Here is a 23,728-nt window from a genome sequence, read left to right as displayed (position 1 = left end):
CCGATGCGCGAATGGAACACGTCGCACCCGCCGGAGACAACGCCGCGAACGACTTCACAGCGACCATTTCAGTTCTCCGTAGAAGGTACGGCCCGGATACGGATGGAACACGTAGTAGCGGCGATCCGTCAGGTTGTCGATGCCGAGCGATGCGGTCCAGTGACGATCGAGGCGATAGCGTGCCTTCAGGTCGACGACCGTAAACGAGCTCGTGCCGCCGTACACGTCCGGATTCACATCGCTGTTGTCGAGCGTGTTGAACTGGCGGCCCGAGTAGCGCACGCCGACGCTCGCGAGCCAGTGCTCGTCGAAGCGATAGGACGCCAGCAGGTTCGCGCGCATGCGCGGAATGCGCGGGAAGCGCGAGCCGACGTAGGCAGGATTCGCGGCATCGGCGAGGATCTGCGCATTGCTGGCCGATACGTTCGCGTCGATCGCGAGCCCCCTCAGCCCGACGTTTTCGCCGCTGAACGCGAGCTCGACACCGCGTACGCGCACGCGGTCGACGTTCGAGACGTTGGTGACGGTCGTCGCGCCCGACACGGTCGTCTGGCTGTAGATCGAATCGCGCAGGTCGCTCTGGAACACGCTCGCGCGCACGACGCCGACACCGACGTCGCGCTCGGCCGTGAAGTCCCAGTCGATCGCCTTTTCCGGCCGCAGGTTCGGGTTGTTGTTGACGATCGCATTGTTCGAGATCGTGCCCTGGAACAGCTCGCCGACGGTCGGGAACCGCGTGCCGGTCGCGAACGACAGCCGGAAGCGCCACACGTCCGTCGCGTCCCATTGCAGCGCAACCTTCGGCGACAGCGCGTTCGCGCCGCGATCCGCATAACCGAGCGTGCCGCCCGCGTTGCCGAGCGCGCCGCCGTAAGCATCCCAGCGCTCGTAGCGCAACCCGAGCGTCGCGAGCCAGCCCGGCGCGAAGCGCCACGCATCCTGCCCGAACAGCGCCTGCGTGCGCGTGTCGCCGCGATAGACGCTCGCGAGCGACGTGGTCGGCCCGGCCAGCCAGTCGGCCGTGTTGTACGTGACGTTGCGCAGGAAGTAGTTGTCGTAGTGGTAACCGAACGTGAACGTGTGGCCCTTCACTGCCGGCGCCTCGGCCTTCAGGTCGAGCGTGCGCCAGCCGGTGCCGTCGCCCTGGAACAGCGTGCCCGCCCCGCCCTGCACGGTCGAGGCCGCGCGCAGCACGTCGCGCGACACGTCGTACGCGGACACGACGCCCGACAGCCGCCAGCCCGAATCGAGCCGGCCGTTCAGGCCCAGCGCGTACAGCCAGTTCTCCTGGTCGCCGCGTTGCGGCGCGAACGCGTTCGGCGCAACGGTCATGTTCCGGCCGCCGATCGACACGTTGCCGCCGTAGACCGGGTTGCCGGCCGCGTCGCGCAGGAAGGTTTCGCCGTGCTGCCGGTAATGGTTCTCCCAATGCCCGAGCGTGAGCGTCGCATCGACGCGGTCGGTGAACGCGTAGCCCATCCGGACCGTCTCGTTGAGCTGCTCGGTCCGCTCGATCGTCTGCGCGCCGACGATCGTCCGCGGCTTGCCGTTCGGCCCGATGTCGGTCGCGGCGCCCGTGACGGGTACGGCGGTGCCCAGCTTCGGGGTGTAGGCCGAATTGGGACTCGCATACTGCATCGGCTGACCGTTGTTCTCGAGCCGGTCGAGCGACAGCGCGAACCAGAACCGGCCGACGCGGTCGGCGATCCGCGCGGTCTGATGATTGCCGCCGAAGCTGTCCGCGAATCCGTAGCCGTCGTGATAGCGCTGCGTGAAGAATTGCGTCGACAGCGATGCCTCGAGCTTGTCCGGGCGCCGCGTCGTGAGCAGCACCGTCGAGCCGATCGCGTTGCCGGGATACAGCGCGGAAAAGGGGCCGTAGAGCACGTCGACGCGTGCGATGTCGTCAGGCGGAATCAGCGACCAGCGCGGCGGGTACGCATAACTCGACCCGAGCAGGTTCGACAGCAGCACACCGTCCGCGTACACGAGCCCGCGTGCGCTCTGCAGTTCGTTGAAGTCGCGGCCCGCGAACACGCTGTTGCGGTCGCCGATATAGCGCTTGCGGACCATCAGGTTCGGCGCGTACTTCAGCGCGTCCTCGGTGGTGACGTTGGTATGCGACTCGATCTGCACGCGCGTGATCGACGTGACGACGGCCGGCGTATCCGGATCGACCGGCTGCCGCTGGGCAGTCACGCTGACGGCGGTCAGCGTGTCGCGGGCCGGTGCCGGCGGCACGGCGGCGCTGGCCGGGCGCTCGACACCGCCGGGGACCGCATCGGCGGGCGCATCGACCGCGGATGCGGCGTGCGCGGCGGGCCACGCAAAAGCGGCCGCGCATGCGAGCGCGAGCCGGCCGCGCGGCAACCGCGCGACGTGGGTAAACGACATGAAGTGAATTCCTGAAAACGTGATCGGACACCGCCGGGCACGCGCGCGCGCCGCGCACGCACGACGCGGCGCGCGGACCGGGCCGCGGACGGCACGCGCGCCGCCGGGGCGCGCACGACATCAATCAGATCGGGACGTTTTCAGGCGGGGCCCGCGGCTGCGCGAGACGAATGCGCTTGCGGGGAAAATCGGGAACGGCCGGCGCGGCCACGCGATACGCGAACGTCCGCACGAAGCCCGGCATGTCGGGCAGGCGCGTGCCGAGCGCGAGATTCGCCGCGAAGCCCGGGCAGTACACGCAGTGCGGCACGCCGGCATGGTCGAACGACGACGTGTCGCGGTCGTCGCCCGCTTGGGCGAGCACGACCTGGCGCGCGCCCGCTGCACTGCACAACTCGAGCGTGAGCGCGCCCGAACCGCTCGACGCAAGACGCGCGTAGCCGACGACGGGCGACAGTACGTTCAGTACCAGCGCCAGCCATACGAGGCCGATCCATCGCGTCGTTCGTCTCATCGCGGTCCAGGAAAAAGTGCGCGCAAGTATAACAAGCGACCCGATTGTTGCTGAATGCGCAGGAGGCAATAGCGGCCATCACACCTCGCGCCGCAGCGCATGTGCCGTTAATACAACAGAGACAAAATCTAACGATTCGCCACTGGCATAAATCCAAGCACGAGGTTGATAATCATCGAACCTGCTGGAGAAATGACCATGGACGAAAGACCCACTCGCATGCCACCGCCCGAGCAAGTGATGAGCCCGGATCCGGAACCCGTCGGCGTGGAATTCCTCGCCGAATTGCCCGAGCACGTGCGGGCATTCTTCGACGAGCAGCACAAGCTGTACTCGCCGAAGTGAACGCCTGTCCGGTTCTGTAACCGCCACGTGTCGATCATCGCTATCGTGCGGTTCATCACTGCGCATCGCGCGCCATTCGCCTCGCACCCGGGCCGCAACAGCCTGACGGTGCCGGATCAGCTCGCCTGCTGATTCTTCTGTCGCGTCGCTACGCCGCGCGACTGTCTTCGTCTATCCTTCTGGTTTTCCACCTCCGGTCCGCCCGGCTCCTCCGATCATTCCGATGAAGCAAGCCATTCGTGCCAGCGTCGCTGTCGCCGCGCTCGGTGTCGCCCTCTTTTCGTCGCCTCACATTGCCCGCGCCGACGGCGACGACACCGCGCTCACCAACCTCGTCGCACTCGCGTCGCAACGCCTCGCGCTCGCCGAACCGGTCGCGCGGTGGAAGTGGGCGAATCAGAAGGCGATCGAGGACCCGCCGCGCGAAGCAACCCTGCTTGCGTCGGTCGAAAAGCGCGCGACGCAAGCCGGCGTCGATCCGGCATTCGCACGGACGTTCTTCGAGGACCAGATCACCGCGAGCAAGGACGTGCAGAACGCACTGTTCGCGACCTGGCGCACGACGCGGCCGCCCGAGGGCACACCGCCCGACCTCGCGACCAGCACGCGCCCGGCGCTCGACCAGCTGACGCAGAAAATGCTCGCGGGCCTCGCGCAGGTCGCGCCGCTGCGCAATGCGCCCGATTGCCAGGCACGCCTCGCGCGCAGCATCACGAACTGGAAAACGCTGACGCGCTACGATTCGAAGCAGACACAAGCACTCGACACCGCGCTGTCGCACGTCTGCTCGGCCGGCGGCGCCAGCGCGATCGGCTGACGCGGCCGGCGCCGCGCGCCCCCTCAACCTGCCGGCGTAAGCGCGGCGAGCGGAATCAGTTGCAGCCCGCGCGCGAGATGCGTCTGCAGCAGGCGATGGGTAAAGGGTTCGAACGTGCCGTCCGCCGCCTCGGCGGCGAGCCGCGCGGCCGCATCGAGCGATTCGGCCGTGCCGAGGTAGCGCCAGCCGTCGATCACATGCAACAGGCGGCGCTCGCCGTTCGCCTCGAACGCAACGGCGCCGTCGAACGGCCAGTGCGCATTGCCGCCACGCACGCCATCGGCCGCGGGGCGCCGGTTGTACGACGGCCGCAGTTGGGCGATCCATTGCGCTTCCGCCAGCATCGCGCCCAGTTCGTTGCCGGTCTCGCGCCATTCGACGCGCCGCACCTGCTGGGCCAGCCGCATCTCCTTCGACGAACGGCGCTCGCCGGTCAGCAGCGCGCGCAGCCGCTGCCGCACCCTCACGCTTCGGCCCACATACAGCGGCGCGTCGCCCTCCCCGAACAACGCATAGGCGCCGCAGCCGGCGGGCGCGGTGTCGAGCCACGCCTCGGTCAGATCGCCGCCCAGGCGGAAGTGGCGCGTCGTGCGCGCGATCTGGTCGCGCAACCGCTCGAGCGGCACGATGTCGTGCAACTGGCGCCAGAACTGCCACAGCAGATCGGCATCTGCCAGCGCGCGGTGGCGCGCAGCCGGAACGAGACCGTGCCGCTCGATCAACGCGTCGAGCCCGTGCCGCGATTCGCGCGGGAACAGCGCGCGCGACAGCCGGACCGTACACAGCACATCGGGATTGAACGCCAAGCCGGCGCGCTCGAATTCGGCGCGCAGGAAACCGCGATCGAAACTCGCGTTGTGCGCGACGAACAGCTTGCCGTCGAGCCGCTCGAACAGCGCCGGCGCGAGCGACGCGAACGACGGCGCGTCGCGCACCATCGCATCCGAAATGCCCGTCAGTTGCTGGATGAACGGCGGAATCGCCTGCTCGGGATTGACGAGGCTCGTCCACGTCGACACGCCAAGCGGACCGATTTCGACCACGCCGATTTCGGTGATGCGGTGCTCGGCGGGCGAGCCGCCGGTGGTTTCGAGGTCGACGAAGACGAGCGGTTGTTCGCTGGCGGGATCGGACGGACGAGAATCAGACATGAAAAGACAGGAAAACGATGCTTCCGTGAGTATGCACCGGCAAGCATGGCCACGGCCAGCGCGGACCGAAGCGATTCGTCCCCGGAAAACAAAAAGCCCCCGCGATGCGGGGGCCGGACGTGATCGGCAATGCGTGGCGCGTCAGACCGCCTGGATATTCGCTGCCTGCTTGCCTTTCGGCCCGACTTTGACGTCGAACGAAACACGCTGGTTTTCCTTCAGCGTCTTGAAGCCGTCCATCCGGATTTCGGAAAAGTGCGCAAACAAATCTTCACCACCATTGTCCGACGTAATAAAACCAAAACCTTTAGCATCGTTAAACCATTTCACGATACCGGTATCCATGTCTTCGTTCCCCACTCGATTAGATCAAAAAAGCTATTTTTATAGCCGTTTCCCGAAATCCCGAAACATTGCGCCAGCACCCGCACCAGCACGCCGCCCGAGGACGGAGTGCTGACTTTATAAATTGGACAATCCGGGCGCGTCAAGAAGATTTTTGACGTTAGTTTTATCGAAAAAGCGCTAATACCACTGGAATCGGTACACCACCGCCTTTGATTAATTGATTCGCATCAAAAACCTGTCAATATTACCGGGAGCGGATCGGCGATAATCCCGACGATGAAATTCCTACCGGGGACAAATCAGCTCGGTAAATCCCTCGGGTTTTTTCCGGGTTGCGAAAATCCGGGGACGTTGAGATGCTGACACCACGCCGACAGGAAGGAGAGGGTCATGTGGCTGGACGGAATCAAGCGCTTCGCGAGCCGGCTCGGACGCGTACGCCGCAAGTCCCGCGCCCTGGCCGAGTCCGCGCGCGAAGCGCCGTGCGACACCGAATTCGATACGACCTGGCACGGCGACCACTGGCAGAACCTGCTCGCCTCGCCACTGGATGCCCGTCACTACGTGATGGAAGACTGGACCTATACACCGCCGCCGACCGATGCCGAGGAAGCCGCGCCTGCGCCCAAGCGCAAGCGGCGCTCGTACGCGCAGTAGCGCACGGACCGGCGGGGCAAAAAAAAAGCGCGACTGGGAAGTCGCGCCGACAAAGGTTTGGAGATCTTTTCCGTCAACGAAAAAGTCTGCTTCGGAAAGCAGAGATCGCAGTATAGCGAGAGAACAACCTTTCATTAGCCATGCTCCACACAAACCTCTATTGCCGATGTGTCAATAATCGCGCTACGGCCTCCCTCGCCGGCCGCTGACCAGGTGTCGCGATCGCGCAACGCCCGTTACGGAGTCCTGAACGCCATTTTTCTTCGCTGCACCGCCGCAAACCCTTGATGTGCAACCGTTTACGCGCATCCCACGATCTTTGCGGATTCCAAAATACATTATTGCTTAAAGCGTCACCCTCCTCCGCTTCACGCACTCCGTACACTGCAGATGGCTTTCTGACAAGCGCACCGCCGCTCTGCCGGTCACAGCGTCACGCACATCAGCCCGGTCCGGCAGCAGGTTCGATCGACATCATCCTGTTTGGAGACAGATCCATGAAAAAAACCCTGATCGTCACCGCGTTGTCGGGTGTATTCGTTACCGCCGCACACGCACAAAGCAGCGTGACGCTATACGGCCTGATCGACGCCGGCATCACCTACACGAACAATCAGGGCGGTCACAGCGCCTGGCAGGAAACGAGCGGCTCGGTCAACGGCAGCCGGTGGGGCTTGCGCGGCACCGAGGATCTCGGCGGCGGCCTGAAAGCGATCTTCACGCTGGAAAACGGTTTCGGCATCAACAACGGCGCGCTGAAGCAGAACGGCCGCGAGTTCGGCCGGCAAGCATTCGTCGGCCTCGCGCACGACAGCTACGGTTCGCTGACACTGGGCCGGCAATACGACAGCGTCGTCGACTACCTCGGGCCGCTGTCGCTGACCGGCACGCAATATGGCGGCACGCAGTTCGCGCACCCGTTCGACAACGACAACCTGAACAATTCGTTCCGGATCAACAATTCGGTCAAGTACCAGAGCGCGAACTACGGCGGCCTCAAGTTCGGCGCGTTGTACGGGTTCTCGAACTCGACGGCGTTCGCGAACAACCGCGCGTATAGCGGCGGCGTGTCGTACAGCTACCTGGGGTTCAACTTCGCCGCGGCCTACTTGCAGCTGAACAGCGACGTGAACGCGCTCGCGCAGGCCGCATCCGATCCGGGCGCGGTGACCGGCGACTGGACCTTCGCGTCGCGCGTGCAGCGCACCTGGGGGGCCGGCCTGAATTACGGCTTCGGCCCCGCCACGGTCGGCTTCGTGTTCACGCAGACGCGCCTGACCGGCATTCGCGCGATCAGCGCGGGGCAATCCGGCGTGTCCGGCGGCATCACGGGCCTCGGCGGCACCGCGCGCTTCAGCAACTATGAAGTCAACGGCCGTTACGCGTTGACGCCGGCCCTGTCGCTCGCCGGCTCGTACACGTACACGCAGGGCCGCCTGGCCGGCGACAAGCCGACCTGGCACCAGTTCAACCTGCAGGCCGACTATGCGCTGTCGAAGCGCACCGACGTCTATCTGCAGGGTGAGTTCCAGAAGGTCAACAACGACGGCCTCGACCTCGGTGCCAACATCAACGGGCTCGGTGCCGCATCCTCGACCAACAAGCAGATCGCGGTCACGGCCGGCATGCGCCACCGCTTCTGAGCGAAACCCGCCCACAAGCCGGATGACGAAGCGCCCCGCCGGGGCGCTTTTTCGTTGCCGCGCCGTGCGCGCGGGCCGTGGCTCAGGCGGTGCCCCGCGCCGGATAGCGGACGTCGAGTATGTCGATCGGCTGCGGGCCGGCCGGCGTCATCAGCGTGACGGTATCGCCGATCTTCGCCTTGATCAGCGCACGTGCGACCGGCGAAATCCAGCTGACGCAGCCATGGTCGAGATCGACCTCGTCGATCCCGACGATCGTGATCGTGTGATCCACGCCATCCGGCGTCTCGTAATCGACCGTTGCGCCGAAGAACACCTGGTCGACATTCTCCTGCCGGCTCGCGTCGACGACTTCGGCGAGGTCGAGCCGCTTCGTCAGGAAGCGAATGCGGCGATCGATCTCGCGCAGCCGCCGCTTGCCGTAGATGTAGTCGCCGTTCTCCGACCGGTCGCCGTTCGACGCGGCCCACGACACGAGCCGCACGACCTCGGGGCGCTCGACGTCGATCAGGTTCAGCAGCTCGTCCCTCAGCCGCTTGTGGCCGGCCGGCGTGATGTAGTTCTTCGCCCCCGCCGGAATCGTGGGTTGAGCCTGGTCGAGATCGTCGTCGTCACCGTCCGACTCTTTGACAAACGCCTTGTTCATGATGCGGGTTCAACGTGGATGACTGATGCTCCAAGGGTACACGAAGGGCCGCCGCGAAGGCCATGCCGCCTAATTCGCGAATAAGGCTTCCCTTTTTATACAACCCTGCTATAATTTCGCTTCTGCGTGCGGCTGTAGCTCAGTTGGATAGAGTACTTGGCTACGAACCAAGGGGTCGTGGGTTCGAATCCTGCCAGCCGCGCCACTTTTTCGAGGGCCTTCCCAACCGAAGGCCCTTTCAGTTCGAAGCAGTAGAAGTTTTGTTTTGCGTGCGGCTGTAGCTCAGTTGGATAGAGTACTTGGCTACGAACCAAGGGGTCGTGGGTTCGAATCCTGCCAGCCGCGCCACTTTTTTGGGGGCCTTCCCATCGCAGAAGGTTCCGACAGTTGAAGCAGTACCGTTTTGCGTGCGGCTGTAGCTCAGTTGGATAGAGTACTTGGCTACGAACCAAGGGGTCGTGGGTTCGAATCCTGCCAGCCGCGCCACCTTAAAAGGGCTTTCCTTCGGGAAAGCCCTTTTTTCTTTTCAGCTACCCCTCTTCGCTCGCGCGCGTTGCCGCAGGTTCATACCGCTGCCGACATGAAAACGGCGGCCATTGGCCGCCGTCCGTCGATCGCCCGCACACCGAGCCCGTCAGTAATCCTGCCGCTCCCGCTCGATGCGCATGCCACCGTCGTGGCGCGCATGCGCTCCGTCGTCGGTCGAACGCTCGCGCATGATCCGCATCACGTCCGGATTGGTGCGCACGCGCCGCATCACGTTCGCGAGGTGCACACGGTCGCTGACCTGGATCACGAAGCGCAGCACCGTCGATTCGTGCGTCAGATCCTCGTCCATCGCGATATGCACGATGTTCGCGTCGGCCGACGTGATGTCCGCCGCAACACGCGCGAAGATGCCCTTCGTGTTCTTCACAAGCGCCTTCACCGCGACATCGAACAGGCGGCCCGGCTGCGGCGCCCATTCGACATCGATCCAGCGGCCCGGATCGCGGCGATGGATACGCTGCGCGACACGGCAATCGGTCGTATGAATCGCCATCCCCAGGCCGATGCCGATGTAACCCATGATCGCGTCGCCCGGAATCGGCCGGCAGCAGGCCGACAACTGCACGGACATCCCTTCGGTGCCGGTGATCACGACCGGCGGCGCATGGTGCGCGGCATGCCGTTCGGATTTCGGCAGATCGTCGTCCGCGTCGCGGCCGCTCATCAGCACCTCGATGCGCTTGGCCATCACCGCGGCGACGCGGCGGCCCAGGCCGATATCCGCGAAAATTTCCTGACGGCTCTTGTTGCCCGTCCACTGCACGAGCTTCTCCCACACTTCCGGCGCGACGTCGGCCAGCGCAAGACCATAACCCTTCAGGCTCTGGTCGACGAGCCGCTCGCCCAGCTGGACGGACTCGTTCAGGCGCATCGTCTTCAGGTAGTGGCGAATCGCCGAACGCGCCTTGCCGGTACGCACGAAACCGAGCCACGCGGGATTCGGCTTCGAATACGGCGCGGTGATCACCTCGACGATGTCGCCGCTCTTCAGCTCGGTGCGCAGCGGCAGCAGCTCGTTGTTGATCTTCACGGCCACGCACTGGTTGCCGAGATCGCTGTGGATCGAATACGCGAAATCGAGTGCCGTCGCGCCGCGCGGCAGCGCCATGATCTTCGACTTCGGCGTGAACACGTACACCGCGTCGGGGAACAGGTCGATCTTCACGTGCTCGAGGAATTCGCTCGAATCGCCGGCTTCGCTCTGGATGTCGAGCAGCGACTTCAGCCACTGGTGCGCGCGCTTCTGCACGTCGCTGAGATCGGCGCTGCCGTTCTTGTACAGCCAGTGCGCGGCGACCCCGGCCTCGGCGATCTCGTGCATCTTGCGCGTGCGCACCTGGAACTCGATCGGCGCGCCGAACGGGCCGACGAGCGTCGTGTGCAGCGACTGATAGCCGTTGATCTTCGGGATCGCGATGTAGTCCTTGAACTTGCCGGGCACGGGCTTGTACAGCGCATGCAATGCGCCGATGCACGTGTAGCAGTCGAGCGGACTGTCGACGACCACGCGGAAACCGTACACGTCGAGCACCTGCGAGAACGACAGCTGCTTGTCACGCATCTTGCGGTAGACGCTGTAGATGGTTTTCTCGCGGCCGGTGATCTCGGCGTCGATCTTCGCGTCGGCCATCGCGCGCTGCGCGGCCTCGAGGATCTTGCTGATCACTTCGCGGCGGTTGCCGCGTGCGGCCTTCACGGCTTTCTCGAGCGTCGCGTAGCGATGCGGGTTGAAGTTCGCGAAGCTCATGTCCTGCAGCTCGCGATACGTGTTGTTCAACCCGAGCCGATGGGCAATCGGCGCGTAGATGTCGAGCGTTTCGCGCGCGACGCGGCGGCGCTTTTCCATCGGCACCGCGCCGAGCGTGCGCATGTTGTGCAGGCGATCGGCGAGCTTGACGAGAATGACGCGCACGTCGCGCGCCATCGCGAGCAGCATCTTGCGGAAGTTTTCCGCCTGCGCTTCCTCGCGGCTGCGGAATTCCATCTTGTCGAGCTTCGACAGGCCGTCGACCAGCTCGGCGACCTTCGGACCGAACCGCTCGGCCAGCTCGTTCTTGGTCACGCCCTGGTCTTCCATCACGTCGTGCAGCAGCGCGGCCATCACGGCCTGCGCGTCGAGCTTCCAGCCGGCGCAGATTTCCGCGACGGCGACGGGATGGGTGATGTAGGGCTCGCCGCTCTGGCGATATTGACCGAGGTGGGCTTCGTCGCTGAAGTGGAACGCCGCCTTGACCTCTTTGATTTCGTCCGGGGCGAGATACTCGGCCAGCACGGTGGTCAGTTTCGCGATCGAAACGACACCGTGCTTGCGCGGCTGCTCCGGAGTGGCGGTCGGCCCGAACAGATGCCGGAAGGACTGTTCGAGGACCGCGTCGATGTACTGGCGCGCAGGCGACTGGGCCGTGGCTTCGGTGGTCGAATCCGCGGAGGCGGACGATGGGGTGGTGCTCATATTCGCCTCCAGGTCGAGTCGTTGCGCGCGTGGATTACATGGCTGGAACGGGCCGGATGCGCGTTACACCGGCACCTTCTTCAGCATCTCGACGCCGACCTGGCCGGCAGCGATTTCGCGCAGCGCGACGACGGTCGGCTTGTCGCGGCTTTCGATCTTCGGCGTATGGCCTTGCGCGAGCTGCCGCGCGCGGTAGGTGGCGGCGAGCGCCAGTTCGAAGCGGTTCGGGATTTGCTTCAGGCAGTCTTCGACGGTAATGCGAGCCATGTTGGTAATTCCTTCTGAATATAGTCCTTATTCTACCTTATGTCCCTCGTCCCCCGCGTCATTCCGCGTGGGGCAGATGGATGCCGAGCTCGATGAACAGCTCCGTGTGTCGCGCGTACTGCGAAGCAAAGCGCAGGCGCGTCGCGGCGACGATGCATTCGAGCTCCGCGAGCGCACGCTCGAAATTCTCGTTGATCACCACGTATTCCGCTTCCGACGCGTGCGCGATCTCGCTGCCGGCAGCCAGCAGGCGCCGCGTGATCACGTTCGGTTCGTCCTGGCCGCGCTTCTTCAGCCGCTCCTCGAGCGCATCGAGCGACGGCGGCAGGATGAAGATGCCGACCGCGTTGCGGAACTGCTTCTTCACCTGCAACGCGCCCTGCCAGTCGATCTCGAGCAGCACGTCGTGGCCGCTCTTCATCTGCTCTTCGATCCAGACGCGCGACGTGCCGTAATAGTTGCCGTGCACTTCCGCGCTCTCGAGGAATTCATGCGCCGCGTGACGCGCGCGGAAATCCTCGACGGTCGTGAAGTGGTAATGCTGGCCGTCCTGTTCGTTCGGGCGCGGCTTGCGCGTCGTGTACGAGATCGACAGGCAGATGTCGCGGTCCTTCGACAGCAGCGCATTCACGAGCGTCGACTTGCCGGCGCCCGACGGCGCAATGACCATGAACAGGTTGCCGGGGTAGACACCCGCGTGAAGCGTATGCGTGTCGTGAGTGGGGTGGATCATGTTGCGTTACTCCAGGTTTTGCACTTGCTCGCGCATCTGCTCGATCAACAGCTTGAGCGCCATCGACGCGTCGGCCAGTTCCTTCGCCGCCGCCTTCGAGCCGAGCGTATTCGCTTCGCGATTCAGTTCCTGCATCATGAAGTCGAGGCGCTTGCCGACACGGCCGCCCTTCTCGATCACATGACGCGTTTCGTTCAGGTGCGCGGTAAGTCGCGACAGCTCTTCCGCGATGTCGATCCGGATCCCGTACATCGTCACTTCCTGACGGATGCGTTCCGCGGCTTCCTCGCGCGTGACGATCGTCGCGCCGCCTTCGGGCGCCGCGAGGCCGAGCGCTTCCTGCAGGCGCTCGACGATCTTCTGCTGATGCTTGGCGATCAGCTCCGGCACGAGCGGCGTGATGCGCGCGACGATCGCTTCCATCTCGGTGACGTTCGACAGCAGCATCGTCGCCAGTTGCGCGCCTTCGCGCGAACGCACGACGACGAGCTCGCCGATCGCTTCCTTGCCGCACGCGAGCACCGCGTCGCGGATCGCTTCCGCCGACACGCCGCTTTCGGCGAGCACGCCCGGCCAGCGCAGGATCTCGCCCGCGCGCAGGCGGCCGACGCCCGGGAACGAATCGAGCACCGCACGCTCGAGATCGGCAAGCTGGCCGAGCGCCGACTGGTTCAGCGCGCCCGCGCCGATGCTCTGTTCGCCGCGTTGCAGGTTGATGCGCACGTCGACCTTGCCGCGCGACAGCTTGTTCATCAGCATTTCGCGCAGCGCGGGCTCGCACGCGCGCACGTCGTCCGGCATCCGGAAATTGAGGTCGAGGAAGCGCGAGTTCACGGTGCGCAGTTCGACCGACACGCTGGTGCCGCCGTTGCCGGTGGCCGTCGCGAGTTCGCGCGTCGCGCTCGCGTAGCCCGTCATGCTGTAGATCATGGTTCGTCTCGCCGTCTGGGTGCCCTCGCGGGCGGGGATGTGTCGAGGCGCCCGGCGCATCGGAAAACGCGGGGCGGGAAGCGCGCATTATCCCATTTTTGCGGACCACCCCGCCGGGCAAGCCCGCCGTTCGGCGCTAAAATCGGGGTTTCCTCTCCTTCCGCGATTTCCCCATGACGTCTTCCGTTTCCCGCCCGAGCGGCCGCCGCGCCGACGCACTGCGCAAGGTCGCCCTCACGCGCCACTACACGAAACACGCCGAAGGCTCGGTGCTGGTCGAATTCGGCGACACCAAGGTGCTCTGCACCGCGAGCGTCTCCGAACGCGTGCCCGAGTTCCTGCGCGAGCGCGGGCAAGGCTGGCTGACCGCCGAATACGGGATGCTGCCGCGCGCGACGCACACGCGCAGCGACCGTGAAGCCGCGCGCGGCAAGCAGACCGGCCGCACGCAGGAAATTCAGCGCCTGATCGGCCGCGCGCTGCGCGCGGTGTTCGATCTCGAGGCGCTCGGCCCGCGCACGATCCACATCGACTGCGACGTGATCCAGGCCGACGGCGGCACGCGCACCGCGAGCATCACCGGCGCCTTCGTCGCCGCGCACGATGCCGTGTCGACGCTGATCGCGGCCGGCAAGCTCGCGCGCTCGCCGATCACCGACCACGTCGCCGCGATCTCGGTCGGCGTATACGAAGGCGCGCCGGTGCTCGACCTGGACTACGCGGAAGATTCGCAGTGCGACACCGACATGAACGTCGTGATGACGGGTGCCGGCGGTTTCGTCGAAGTCCAGGGCACGGCCGAGGGCGCGCCGTTCTCGCGCGCCGAGATGAATGCGCTGCTCGACCTCGCGCAGGGCGGCATCGCCGAGCTCGTGCAGCTGCAGAAGGATGTCCTGGGCGCCGGCCATGCCTGACGATCGCACCCTCGCGCCGCTGTCGCGCATCGTCCTCGCGTCGAACAACCCGGGCAAGCTGCGCGAATTCACCGCGCTGTTCGCGACGGTCGGCATCGAGATCGTCCCGCAGGGCGATCTCGCCGTGCCCGAAGCGGAAGAGCCGTTCGGCACGTTCATCGAGAATGCGCTGACGAAGGCGCGTCACGCGTCGCGGCTCACCGGGCTGCCGGCGATCGCCGACGATTCGGGCCTGTGCGTGCGCGTGCTGCGCGGTGCGCCGGGCGTCTATTCGGCACGTTACGCGCAGCGTGCGGGCCGCGACAAGGGCGACGCGGCGAACAACGCGTATCTCGTCGAGCAACTGCGCGGGGTCGACGACCGGCGCGCATACTATTGCTGCGTGCTCGCGCTCGTACGCCACGCGAACGATCCCGAGCCGCTGTTCGCCGAAGGGCGCTGGGCCGGCGAGATCGTCGATACGCCGCGCGGCGAGCACGGATTCGGCTACGACCCGTATTTCTACCTGCCGGCGCTCGGCGCGACGGCCGCGGAACTCGATCCGGCCGTGAAGAACACGCACAGCCATCGCGCGCTGGCGCTGAAGGCGCTGCTGGCGCGGCTCGCGGAGGAAGCATGAGCATGCCCGTTACCCGTTCGCCGCAGGGGGTTGCATGAGCCAGGCCGCGCAAACCGGCGCGCGCGTCGTCGCGACCTTCACGTCGCCCGGCCAGGTGCGGCTCACGTCGCTGCCGCCGCTCGCGCTGTACGTGCATTTCCCGTGGTGCGTGCGCAAGTGCCCGTATTGCGATTTCAACTCGCACGAATGGAAAGGCGAACGATTCCCGGAAACCGAGTACCTCGATGCACTGCGTGCCGATCTCGAGCAGGCACTGCCGCTCGTGTGGGGGCGGCAGGTGCATACCGTGTTCATCGGCGGCGGCACGCCGAGCCTGCTGTCGGCGGCCGGCCTCGACCGGATGCTGTCCGACGTGCGCGCGCTGCTGCCGCTCGACGCCGATGCCGAGATCACGCTCGAGGCGAATCCGGGCACGTTCGAAGCCGCGAAGTTCGCGCAGTTCCGCGCGAGCGGCGTGAACCGCCTGTCGGTCGGCATCCAGAGCTTCAACGAAACGCACCTGAAGGCGCTCGGCCGGATTCACGATACCGCGCAGGCGCGCGCGGCCGTCGAGATCGCCGCGAAGAACTTCGACAACTTCAACCTCGACCTGATGTTCGCGCTGCCGAACCAAACGCTCGACGAATGCCGCACCGACATCGAGACCGCGCTGTCGTTCGCGCCGCCGCATCTGTCGCTGTATCACCTGACGCTCGAGCCGAACACGCTGTTCGCGAAGTTCCCGCCCGTCGTCCCCGACGACGACGCGTCGGCCGACATGCAGGAGTGGATCCACGCACGCACGGCCGAGGCCGGCTACGGACGCTATGAGGTGTCCGCGTATGCGAAGCCGAATCATCAGTGCAAGCACAACCTGAACTACTGGCGCTTCGGCGACTACCTCGGAATCGGCGCGGGCGCGCACACGAAGCTGTCGTTCCCGAACCGGATCCTGCGGCAGGCGCGCTACAAGCATCCGGCGACCTTCATCGAGCAGGCGAAGGCCGGCACGGCCGTGCAGGAAGAGCGCGAAGTCGGCGCCCGCGACCTGCCGTTCGAGTTCATGCTGAACACGCTGCGGCTCGTCGAGGGCTTCCCCGTGCACAGTTTCGCGGAGCGTACGGGCCTGCCGATGAGCACGATCGAGCCGGCGCTGCAGGAAGCGGAGCGACGCGGGCTGATCGCGCGCGATTTCGCGCAGATCGCGCCGACACCGCTCGGCCAGCGTTTTCTCAACGACCTGCAGGAATTGTTCCTGCGTGACGATTGACGGGATGAACGAGGCGGCATTTCGGTTACAATGCCGCCTCGTGTGGAAGCGTGGCCGAGCGGTTTAAGGCACCGGTCTTGAAAACCGGCGACGGGAAACTGTCCGTGAGTTCGAATCTCACCGCTTCCGCCAGGAAGTTCGCCAAACCCCGTCCATTCATCGAATGACGGGGTTTTTGTTTGGCGGTTTGCCCGTGCGTGCGTGCTCCTCACGTTCCGACGCGTCGCGCCGGATGCCGTTACAATCCCGCGCTCCGATTCGCGAAACGGGAAACCCACTTCATGAAGCCCCTCATCGTCTCGTCGCTCGTCGCCATGCTGGCCGCCGTCAGCACGCATGCGGCCGCCGACACCGGGTCCGGCAGCGGCGCGCAGGCATCGTGCGCGATCGCAACCGTCAGCGGCGTCGGCGGTTCGCCGCGCGGCCTGAGCGAATACCTCGCGAGCCCGGCACCGTACAACTACCTGAAGGACAACGATCTTCAGTGCAAGGTGTCGGACGACGGACGCACGTCCAATTGCACCGGCGTCACCTACCTGCGCAACGAACAGGTCAGCGTGTACGACGATTCCGATCCGGCGACGCTCACCGTCGTCGCGCGCGTGGAACTCGACCACGGCCAGAAATACCCGGTGATCATCGTCGTGCAGCGCAAGGATGCGCGCTGCAAGCCATGACGCCGCCTCGCACGCGCCGCTTCCAATCGGGACGGAACGTGCCCGAATGCCGCGCCGGAAGCCTCCCGGCCCGCCCCGCGATCACCTAGAATTCGTTCAACACGGCGACACGACCGCCGCCGCGTACTCGATGCCGCACGCGCCACCCCTGCGCGCGGCACACGGAGATCGCCATGACCGAACTGTCGAGCGCGACGCAACCCGTCGATTACGAAGGCTTCGAGATCCATGTCGTGCCGGCCGCCGTGCCCGGCAGCGACACGCGCCATACCTACACCGGCTACGTGTGCCATCCGGGCGCGAACCCCGCGCTGCCCGGCCATGCCGTGGCGTTTCACGCGGATGGCGAGGAAAGCTTCGCGACCGTCGACGAGGCCGTCCATGAAGCCGTGCACATCGGCAAGAGCATCATCGACGGCACGCACCCCGACCTGTCGGTACTGTCGCTCGTCACGCACGGCTTCTGAACCCGGTGAAAGGCCTCGCGGGCGATCGCGCGGCCGGCTGGCCGCGGTGCGCACCGGCGGGCCGTCATGCCCGGCCGGACGATCGCGGCGTGCCGTTCAACCTTGCGCCACGCACGCAGCCGCCACGCGTCGCGTTACATCGCGATGCGCGATGCGACCGCCCGGCCGTCATCATCGGCGATCACAGTGTCCGGCCTCGCGTGCTATGCGTTTCTCCCCATATCGTCTCGCGCCGGGACGCCTATCATTTTTTTATAGTCCCTTCCGGCCGTCACCTCATGCGCCCCCCTCTCCGTCCGCGCGTCGCCCGGCTGCGTGTTGCCGCGCTGGCCGTCGCCGCCCTGCTTGCCGCGTGCACGATCACGCCCCCTTCGTCGCTACACTCGGTGCTGACGATTCCGTCGATCGTCCGCAGCGGCAACCTCGACCAGTATCGCGTCGAAGTCGCGCACCGCGTCGCCGAGCGCAATCCGTCCGGCATGCTGCGCGGCACGCCGCAGGCGATGCTCCGATCGCTCGTCGTCGTGTCCTTCACCGTCGACGGCAGTGGCCGTCTCGTCAACGCGTCCGTCTATCGCAGCAACGGCGACAGCGAGGCCGAAGCGCTCGCCCTCGCATCGCTGCGCCGCTCGACGCCGCTGCCGGCGCCGCCGCCGCGGCTGCTCGACGGCAACGGCCGGCTCGAACTGATGGAAGGCTGGCTCTTCAACGACGACGGCCACTTCCAGCTGCAAAGCACGGCGTCCGCGCAGGCGCAATCGATCGACTGACGCGCCGCCGCCGCGCGATTGCCGGCCTGCCGCGGCGCTGGCTATAATTTTCCGCACCCGCGCGGCCATCACGCCGCGCGCGCGTTCGCGCGCTCCACCCGGCACGCGAGCCGACCACGCCGGCACCGGGCGGCGGCGACCTACCCGTCTCCATCGTCGACCGGCGGGTGACGTCCGCGTCACGGCGCGCGTCCACGCCGCCCTCGCGTCATCCGCAGCACCCGCATCATCCGCTCGGCCGCACCCGGCAGGCGCCCGCCTGTCCGGCCGCACCCCCGGCCGACCGCCCCAACGACAAAACGGAGACATCCATGTCCGCATCCCCCCCGACCGTTGCTCACGCAACCGGTTCGGCCGGCGCCGTCAGCCACCGGCGCATCGTGTTCGCGAGCTTCATCGGCACCGCGATCGAGTTCTACGATTTCTATGTGTACGCAACGGCCGCCGCGCTCGTCATCGGCCCCGTATTCTTCCCGCATGGTTCCGCGACCGCACAGGCGCTGTCCGCGTTCGTCACGTTCGGCATCGCGTTCATTGCCCGCCCGATCGGCTCGTTCCTGTTCGGGCACTTCGGCGACCGCATCGGCCGCAAGTCGACGCTCGTCGCGTCGCTGCTCGTGATGGGCGTGTCGACCACCGCGATCGGCTTCGTGCCCGGCTACGACGCGATCGGCACGCTCGCGCCGGTGCTGCTGTGCGTGCTGCGCTTCGGCCAGGGCATCGGCCTCGGCGGCGAATGGGGCGGCGCGGCGCTGCTCGCGACCGAGCACGCGCCGCGGGGCAAGCGCGGCTGGTTCGGGATGTTCCCGCAACTCGGGCCGTCGGTCGGCTTCCTGATGTCGAACGGCCTGTTCTTCGCGCTCGCGCTGTCGCTGTCCGACGAGCAGTTCCGCAGCTGGGGCTGGCGCATTCCGTTCCTCGTCAGCGCGGTACTCGTCGCGCTCGGCCTGTACGTGCGGCTGAAGATCACCGAGACGCCCGCGTTCCAGGCCGCGCTCGAGCGCAACGAACGCGTGCGCGTGCCGGTCGCGACGCTCGTCACGCAACACTGGCAGCCGACGCTGCTCGGCGCGCTCGCGATGGTCGTCTGCTATACGCTGTTCTATATCTCGACGGTGTTCTCGCTGTCGTACGGCGTGACGGCGTTGCATATTCCGCGCCAGAGCTTCCTCGGGCTGCTGTGCCTTGCCGTCGTGTTCATGGGGCTCGCGACGCCGCTGTCCGCCTGGGCGTCGGACCGCTTTGGCCGCAAGCCGGTGCTGATCGCCGGTGCGATCGCCGCGCTGCTGTCGGGTTTCGCGATGGAGCCGCTGCTCGGCAGCGGCTCGATGCCGCTCGTCGCGCTGTTCCTGACGATCGAACTGTTCCTGATGGGCGTGACGTTCGCACCGATGGGCGCGCTGCTGCCGGAGCTGTTCCCGACCAACGTCCGCTATACGGGCGCGGGCGTGGCATACAACCTCGGCGGGATCCTCGGCGCGTCGATTGCGCCATATATCGCGCAGCTGCTGGCGGCGCGCGGCGGGCTGTCGTGGGTTGGCGGCTACGTGTCGATCGCGGCGGCGATCAGCCTGATCGGCGTGCTGCTGATGCGCGAAACGCGCGACGCATCGCTCGTCTGAGCCTCCGGGGCGACCCGGGTTGTGCGGCGGCAGGCGCTGCCTATACTCGATCCTGGGCGCGCCGTTGCGCGCCCGGGGATCCCGCCCCGAAAGGAGCCGCCGCCATGACCATCCGCCTCGGCAATGCCGATCTCGTCCTGATCCTCGCACTCGCGCTGGGTGGCGCGCTGCTGCTGGCGCTGCGGTTCCGGCCGAAGACGTGGCGCGGCCTCGTGTTCGAGGCGCTGCTGGCGAATCTGGCGGCTGTCGCCGCCGTCATCACGGTCGAGGCGCTGCTGGCCTGAACCGGCCGGCGGCCCGGCCTTCAGGCGGTCAGTCGCGCGCGCTGCGCGCCATAGGCAGGGGCGACCGCATCGATCGCATCCAGCGCCTCGTCGACGGACGGCATCGCGCCGGGCTCGCCGATCGACAGCGCGTTCGGCGCACCGCCGATCCCGCAATGGTGGCGCGACGTCGCGACGAAAATCATCACGGTCGGCCGCCGCAGCGCGTGCGCCATATGGACGAACCCCGTATCGACCCCCACCACCAGCGCGGCCCGGCCGAGCGCCGCACCAAGTTCGCGCACCGTCATCGCCGGTAACACGATCGCGCCCGGCGCGCGCGCGGCGATGTCCTGCGCATCGTCACGCTCGGCGCTCGATCCCCACGGCAACAGCACCCGCACACCGCTCGCCATCATCTGCGTGGCCAGCGCGGCCCAATGGTCGGCCGGCCATTTCTTGTCGGGATTCGACGTCGCATGGAACAGCAGCATGAACGGTCCGCCGTCGGTCACGGCCGGCGGCAGGTTCGCGTCCTGCGGCGGAACGATGCCGTATGACGCGATGCCTTCGGGCCGGTAGCCGAGCGCCTCGCCAGCGCTCACGCGCATCCCGTGCCACGCGTCGCAATCCGGCCGCGGGCCGAAACGATGCGAATACGCGAAGCGCGCGCCCGCTTCGCCGAGATCCTGCGTCTGGTAGCCGACACGGCGCGCGGCGCGTGCCAGCGCCGAGATGATCGCGCTCTTGTAGACCCCATGCAGATCGATGACCGCATCGTAGCGATGCGCGCGCAACGCGCCGATCGACGCCGAGATCGCCTTCAGGTCGCCGACATTCCGCAGCTTCTTGAAGCGACGCAGCGGCGCGCACAGCACGGCGCTCACGCCCGGATGCCAGCGCACGACCTCGGCACACGATTCGTCCACGGCCCAGTCGACCGCCACGCCGGGAAAGGCACGATGCAGGTCCGCGACGACAGGGAGCGTCTGGACGACGTCGCCGAGCGACGTCACTTTCACGATGAGGATGCGTTTCACGTTTGCGGGGAAGAGCCAGCCATTTGGGGATGCTAACGACGGATGCCCGTCGCGGACATTACTTCCTGATTACATTTGCAACGAAATGCTACAACCTTGCAAAACATTGTCACCCGACTGCGCGGCCCCGGTTCTTTCTATAATCGATCCTTTGCCTGATGGCCCCGCCGATGCCACGCCCCGCGCTTCCCGCCCTGTTTCCCGCCCTCACCCGCCGCTCGCTGCGAATCTGGCGCCAGTACGGCGTCTTCTGGCTCGGCGCGATCGTCGTCGGGCTGGCAGCCGTACTTTACGCGCGGCTGATCGACTGGGGCTACGAGTCCTTCCGCGCGATGCGCGAGCACGCCGCATGGTTGCCGCTGCTGTTGACGCCCGCGATCGCCGCCGCGTCGGTATGGCTCACGCGCCGGTTCTTCCGTGGCGCCGAAGGCAGCGGCATCCCGCAGGTGATCGCGACGCTGCATGCGCGCCCGAGCGCGTTCGGCGCCCGGCTGCTGACGCTGCGCATCCTGTTCGGCAAGGTGCTGATTTCGTTCCTGGGCATCCTGGGCGGCTTCACGATCGGCCGCGAGGGGCCGACCGTGCAGGTCGGCGCGGCGCTGATGTTCAACCTGCGGCGCTTCTACCCGCGCTCGAACGCGCAGATCGAACGCCAGCTCGTGCTGGCCGGCGCGGCGGCCGGGCTGTCGGCCGCGTTCAATACGCCGCTCGCCGGGATCGTGTTCGCGATCGAGGAGCTGACGCGCAGCTTCTCCGCGCGCGCCAGCGGCGTGCTGATCACCGCGATCATCCTCGCCGGCGTCGTCGCGCTCGGCCTGAACGGCAACTACACGTACTTCGGCACGATCGACACGGGCCTCCACTTTCCGAAGCTGCTGGCGGTCGCGGTGCTGGTCACCGCGATCGTCACGGGCATCGCCGGCGGCCTGTTCTGCTGGCTGCTGCTGAACACGGGGCGCTGGCTGCCCGCGCGGCTGCTGGGCCTGTATCGCGAGCGGCCGATCACGTTCGCCGCGCTGTGCGGCTTCGCGATCGCCGTCGTCGGCCTGGTGTCGGGCGGCACGACCTTCGGCAGCGGCTACGCCGAGGCGCGCGGCCTGCTCGACGGCAGCCAGCACCTGTCGGTGTTCTATCCGTTCCTGAAGATGATCTCGATGGTCGCGTCGTACCTGCCGGGCATCCCGGGCGGGATCTTCGCGCCGTCGCTGTCGATCGGCGCCGGGTTCGGCAACCTGCTGCACGTCGTGTTCAACAACATGAGCCTGCCGATGCTGATCGCGCTCGCGATGGTCGGCTATCTGGCGGCCGTCACGCAGTCGCCGATCACGTCGTTCGTGATCGTGATGGAAATGATCAACGGCCATGCGCTCGTGATTTCGCTGATGGCGACCGCGCTGGTGTCGAGCCGGGTCTCGCGCTTTTTCGCGCCGCCGCTCTACGAAACGCTCGCGCAGCGTTATCTCGCGCCGCCCGCGGCGGCCGCCGCACCCGCCGCGGCATCGGCGGCGAGCACGGCGGCTGCGACCGGCGTGACCGAGCCGCAGGACGCCGCTGCCGCGCCCGCCGATCCGCTCGACACGTTGCGCGACGAAGACGGCGACGAGGCTGTCGCTGCGACGCCGGGCGCCCCCACGGCGCACGCGCCGGCTCCGGACGGCACCGAACCGGCCGCGCCCGGCGCGAGTGGCCCCGCGCAGCCGGGCCCGCGCGACGCTCAGTAGATCACGACCGGTGCGGGCCGGTAGTAGACGGGCCGCGCCGGCACGACGACGCACCCGGCCAGCGTGATCGCGACGAGCGCGACGGCGATGACGGTTCTTCTCATCACGCGCCTCCGTCACGCCCAGTGGCCACGGGTCCAGAACCAGTTCGGACCGCGCTGGTCCCAGTGGCCCGGCACCCATTGCATGCCGACGCGCTCGGCTTCCCAGTGGCCGCCGATCCACACGTAGCGGCCATGGTCCCAGTGCCAGTGCCCGCGCTCCCACACGTAGCCCACGCGCGCGGTCGGCACGACCTCGTAGCGCACGGGCGGCGGCGCATTCGGCGCAACGACGACGATCTCCTCGGTGCGCACGGCAACCGGCTCGGCGACGACCACACGGCCCTGCGGCGCGATCACGGGTGTGCCGACGAGAATCTCGTCCGCCTGCGCGGCAAACGGTGCGACGACGGCTGACAGGCCCGCGGCAAACAGCGCGAGCGAAACGATACGACGTTGAACAGATGAGACAGCCATCACAACCTCCTGGTTGAACAAATAACGCGAGCGTATTCGTTCAATGCGGGAGGGGCGGTTACGGCCGACAGGCGCCGTGTTACGGCGTGCCCGAAAGTGCAACAGGGCGTAAGACGCGCACGACGGCGGGGGCCGCCGTGCGGAGGGACACCGGCAAGCGTCAGGCTTGCGGGATCTCGATCTTCACTTCGAGGACTTCGAGGTCGTCCTGGCGCTCGAGGCTCACGCGGATGTCATCGTTCGAAATATGGACGTACTTCGAGATGACGGCGACGAGTTCCTTCTGCAGCGCCGGCAGGTAATCGGCCGGCGGCCGGCCGCCGACCCGCTCGTGCGCGATGATGAGCTGCAAGCGCTCCTTCGCGACCGATGCGGACTTTTTCTTCTCGCCGAGGAGAAACGAAAGGATGGACATGGGCGGC

The 23,728-nt window shown here is 66.6% G+C and carries 25 protein-coding genes and 4 tRNA genes; 17 read left to right on the top strand and 12 right to left on the bottom strand.

Features of this window, described 5'->3' with window-relative positions; genetic code table 11:
• Positions 1 to 54: 54 nt before the first annotated feature.
• Both AC0KUR_RS25150 and AC0KUR_RS25145 read right to left on the bottom strand, forming a co-directional pair.
• The gene (locus AC0KUR_RS25150) at positions 55 to 2,394 is read right to left on the bottom strand and encodes a TonB-dependent receptor (RefSeq protein WP_473376551.1); all 2,340 of its coding nucleotides are present in this window, start codon (positions 2,392 to 2,394) and stop codon (positions 55 to 57) included.
• A gap of 124 nt (positions 2,395 to 2,518) precedes the next feature.
• Positions 2,519 to 2,908 carry a DUF2946 domain-containing protein gene (locus AC0KUR_RS25145; protein ID WP_034187392.1) on the bottom strand — a complete coding sequence of 130 codons (390 nt, stop codon included), beginning with the start codon at positions 2,906 to 2,908 and terminating at the stop codon, positions 2,519 to 2,521.
• Between the two features lie 198 nt (positions 2,909 to 3,106).
• Here AC0KUR_RS25145 and AC0KUR_RS25140 point away from each other — a divergent pair, with 198 nt between their 5' ends.
• Complete coding sequence (locus tag AC0KUR_RS25140) at positions 3,107 to 3,253, top strand: hypothetical protein (RefSeq protein ID WP_009690993.1); 147 nt, start codon at positions 3,107 to 3,109, stop codon at positions 3,251 to 3,253.
• Positions 3,254 to 3,476: 223 nt separating this feature from the next.
• Complete coding sequence (locus AC0KUR_RS25135) at positions 3,477 to 4,070, top strand: chorismate mutase (RefSeq protein ID WP_473376550.1); 594 nt, start codon at positions 3,477 to 3,479, stop codon at positions 4,068 to 4,070.
• 23 nt (positions 4,071 to 4,093) lie between these two features.
• Here the strand turns inward: AC0KUR_RS25135 and AC0KUR_RS25130 are convergent, their stop codons facing one another.
• A complete protein-coding gene (locus AC0KUR_RS25130) occupies positions 4,094 to 5,221 on the bottom strand; it encodes an exonuclease domain-containing protein (RefSeq protein WP_034187390.1) in 1,128 nt (375 codons plus the stop codon).
• 141 nt (positions 5,222 to 5,362) lie between these two features.
• On the bottom strand, positions 5,363 to 5,566 hold the full coding sequence (locus tag AC0KUR_RS25125) for a cold-shock protein (protein ID WP_006476615.1): 204 nt from the start codon (positions 5,564 to 5,566) through the stop codon (positions 5,363 to 5,365).
• 393 nt (positions 5,567 to 5,959) lie between these two features.
• On the opposite strand from AC0KUR_RS25125, the gene AC0KUR_RS25120 reads away from it, so the two are divergent.
• Positions 5,960 to 6,226, top strand: a complete 267-nt coding sequence (locus AC0KUR_RS25120; RefSeq protein WP_034187389.1) for a hypothetical protein — start codon at positions 5,960 to 5,962, stop codon at positions 6,224 to 6,226.
• Positions 6,227 to 6,723: 497 nt separating this feature from the next.
• A complete protein-coding gene (locus tag AC0KUR_RS25115) occupies positions 6,724 to 7,869 on the top strand; it encodes a porin (RefSeq protein ID WP_034187388.1) in 1,146 nt (381 codons plus the stop codon).
• A gap of 82 nt (positions 7,870 to 7,951) precedes the next feature.
• Here AC0KUR_RS25115 and greB read toward each other — a convergent pair whose 3' ends face one another.
• The gene (gene greB / locus AC0KUR_RS25110; RefSeq protein ID WP_473376549.1) at positions 7,952 to 8,515 is read right to left on the bottom strand and encodes a transcription elongation factor GreB; all 564 of its coding nucleotides are present in this window, start codon (positions 8,513 to 8,515) and stop codon (positions 7,952 to 7,954) included.
• 128 nt (positions 8,516 to 8,643) lie between these two features.
• On the opposite strand from greB, the gene AC0KUR_RS25105 reads away from it, so the two are divergent.
• From AC0KUR_RS25105 to AC0KUR_RS25095, 3 genes are all read left to right on the top strand, one after another.
• Positions 8,644 to 8,720 (top strand) — tRNA-Arg (locus tag AC0KUR_RS25105).
• Between the two features lie 66 nt (positions 8,721 to 8,786).
• Positions 8,787 to 8,863: transfer RNA gene (locus AC0KUR_RS25100), tRNA-Arg, on the top strand.
• A gap of 61 nt (positions 8,864 to 8,924) precedes the next feature.
• Positions 8,925 to 9,001 (top strand) — tRNA-Arg (locus AC0KUR_RS25095).
• A gap of 148 nt (positions 9,002 to 9,149) precedes the next feature.
• Here the strand turns inward: AC0KUR_RS25095 and AC0KUR_RS25090 are convergent.
• The 4 genes from AC0KUR_RS25090 to AC0KUR_RS25075 form a co-directional block, all read right to left on the bottom strand.
• Positions 9,150 to 11,516, bottom strand: a complete 2,367-nt coding sequence (locus AC0KUR_RS25090; RefSeq protein ID WP_049032098.1) for a RelA/SpoT family protein — start codon at positions 11,514 to 11,516, stop codon at positions 9,150 to 9,152.
• 63 nt (positions 11,517 to 11,579) lie between these two features.
• Positions 11,580 to 11,783 (bottom strand): DNA-directed RNA polymerase subunit omega, encoded by a 204-nt coding sequence (gene rpoZ, locus AC0KUR_RS25085; RefSeq protein ID WP_006025620.1) that lies wholly within the window; start codon positions 11,781 to 11,783, stop codon positions 11,580 to 11,582.
• Positions 11,784 to 11,841: 58 nt separating this feature from the next.
• Entirely contained in the window at positions 11,842 to 12,516 is a 675-nt protein-coding gene (gmk, locus tag AC0KUR_RS25080) for a guanylate kinase (protein WP_034187385.1), read from the bottom strand.
• Between the two features lie 6 nt (positions 12,517 to 12,522).
• The gene (locus tag AC0KUR_RS25075; protein ID WP_034187384.1) at positions 12,523 to 13,446 is read right to left on the bottom strand and encodes a YicC/YloC family endoribonuclease; all 924 of its coding nucleotides are present in this window, start codon (positions 13,444 to 13,446) and stop codon (positions 12,523 to 12,525) included.
• A gap of 173 nt (positions 13,447 to 13,619) precedes the next feature.
• Between AC0KUR_RS25075 and rph the strand changes: the two genes are divergently transcribed.
• From rph to AC0KUR_RS25030, 9 genes are all read left to right on the top strand, one after another.
• Positions 13,620 to 14,360, top strand: a complete 741-nt coding sequence (gene rph / locus AC0KUR_RS25070) for a ribonuclease PH (RefSeq protein WP_473376548.1) — start codon at positions 13,620 to 13,622, stop codon at positions 14,358 to 14,360.
• Positions 14,335 to 14,979, top strand: coding sequence for an RdgB/HAM1 family non-canonical purine NTP pyrophosphatase (gene rdgB / locus AC0KUR_RS25065; RefSeq protein WP_197423864.1), 645 nt, complete (start codon positions 14,335 to 14,337; stop codon positions 14,977 to 14,979). The genes rph and rdgB overlap by 26 nt, the downstream gene beginning before the upstream one ends.
• A gap of 34 nt (positions 14,980 to 15,013) precedes the next feature.
• Positions 15,014 to 16,228, top strand: coding sequence for a radical SAM family heme chaperone HemW (gene hemW / locus AC0KUR_RS25060; RefSeq protein WP_034187382.1), 1,215 nt, complete (start codon positions 15,014 to 15,016; stop codon positions 16,226 to 16,228).
• Between the two features lie 44 nt (positions 16,229 to 16,272).
• Positions 16,273 to 16,360: transfer RNA gene (locus AC0KUR_RS25055), tRNA-Ser, on the top strand.
• A 149-nt stretch (positions 16,361 to 16,509) separates the two neighbouring features.
• A complete protein-coding gene (locus tag AC0KUR_RS25050) occupies positions 16,510 to 16,905 on the top strand; it encodes a hypothetical protein (RefSeq protein ID WP_124607790.1) in 396 nt (131 codons plus the stop codon).
• Between the two features lie 173 nt (positions 16,906 to 17,078).
• Positions 17,079 to 17,372, top strand: a complete 294-nt coding sequence (locus AC0KUR_RS25045) for a hypothetical protein (protein WP_473376547.1) — start codon at positions 17,079 to 17,081, stop codon at positions 17,370 to 17,372.
• Positions 17,373 to 17,650: 278 nt separating this feature from the next.
• Positions 17,651 to 18,142, top strand: a complete 492-nt coding sequence (locus AC0KUR_RS25040; RefSeq protein WP_473376546.1) for an energy transducer TonB family protein — start codon at positions 17,651 to 17,653, stop codon at positions 18,140 to 18,142.
• Between the two features lie 311 nt (positions 18,143 to 18,453).
• On the top strand, positions 18,454 to 19,764 hold the full coding sequence (locus AC0KUR_RS25035; RefSeq protein ID WP_059557142.1) for an MFS transporter: 1,311 nt from the start codon (positions 18,454 to 18,456) through the stop codon (positions 19,762 to 19,764).
• Between the two features lie 104 nt (positions 19,765 to 19,868).
• Entirely contained in the window at positions 19,869 to 20,048 is a 180-nt protein-coding gene (locus tag AC0KUR_RS25030) for a hypothetical protein (RefSeq protein ID WP_034187359.1), read from the top strand.
• A 20-nt stretch (positions 20,049 to 20,068) separates the two neighbouring features.
• Here AC0KUR_RS25030 and waaC read toward each other — a convergent pair whose 3' ends face one another.
• The gene (gene waaC, locus AC0KUR_RS25025; RefSeq protein WP_034187358.1) at positions 20,069 to 21,067 is read right to left on the bottom strand and encodes a lipopolysaccharide heptosyltransferase I; all 999 of its coding nucleotides are present in this window, start codon (positions 21,065 to 21,067) and stop codon (positions 20,069 to 20,071) included.
• Between the two features lie 170 nt (positions 21,068 to 21,237).
• Between waaC and AC0KUR_RS25020 the strand changes: the two genes are divergently transcribed.
• Positions 21,238 to 22,788: a chloride channel protein gene (locus tag AC0KUR_RS25020; protein WP_069706149.1), complete on the top strand. Its 1,551-nt coding sequence runs from the start codon at positions 21,238 to 21,240 to the stop codon at positions 22,786 to 22,788.
• Positions 22,789 to 22,904: 116 nt separating this feature from the next.
• On the opposite strand, the gene AC0KUR_RS25015 is transcribed toward AC0KUR_RS25020, so the two are convergent.
• On the bottom strand, positions 22,905 to 23,306 hold the full coding sequence (locus tag AC0KUR_RS25015) for a YXWGXW repeat-containing protein (RefSeq protein ID WP_034187356.1): 402 nt from the start codon (positions 23,304 to 23,306) through the stop codon (positions 22,905 to 22,907).
• Positions 23,307 to 23,466: 160 nt separating this feature from the next.
• Entirely contained in the window at positions 23,467 to 23,721 is a 255-nt protein-coding gene (gene minE / locus AC0KUR_RS25010; RefSeq protein WP_006486661.1) for a cell division topological specificity factor MinE, read from the bottom strand.
• Between the last annotated feature and the right edge of the window lie 7 nt (positions 23,722 to 23,728).

The sequence above is a fragment of the Burkholderia sp. YHN3-13 genome, assembly GCF_055810675.1.
Note: the sequence above shows the minus strand (reverse complement) of the source record. Positions and strands in the feature narration are given on the sequence as shown.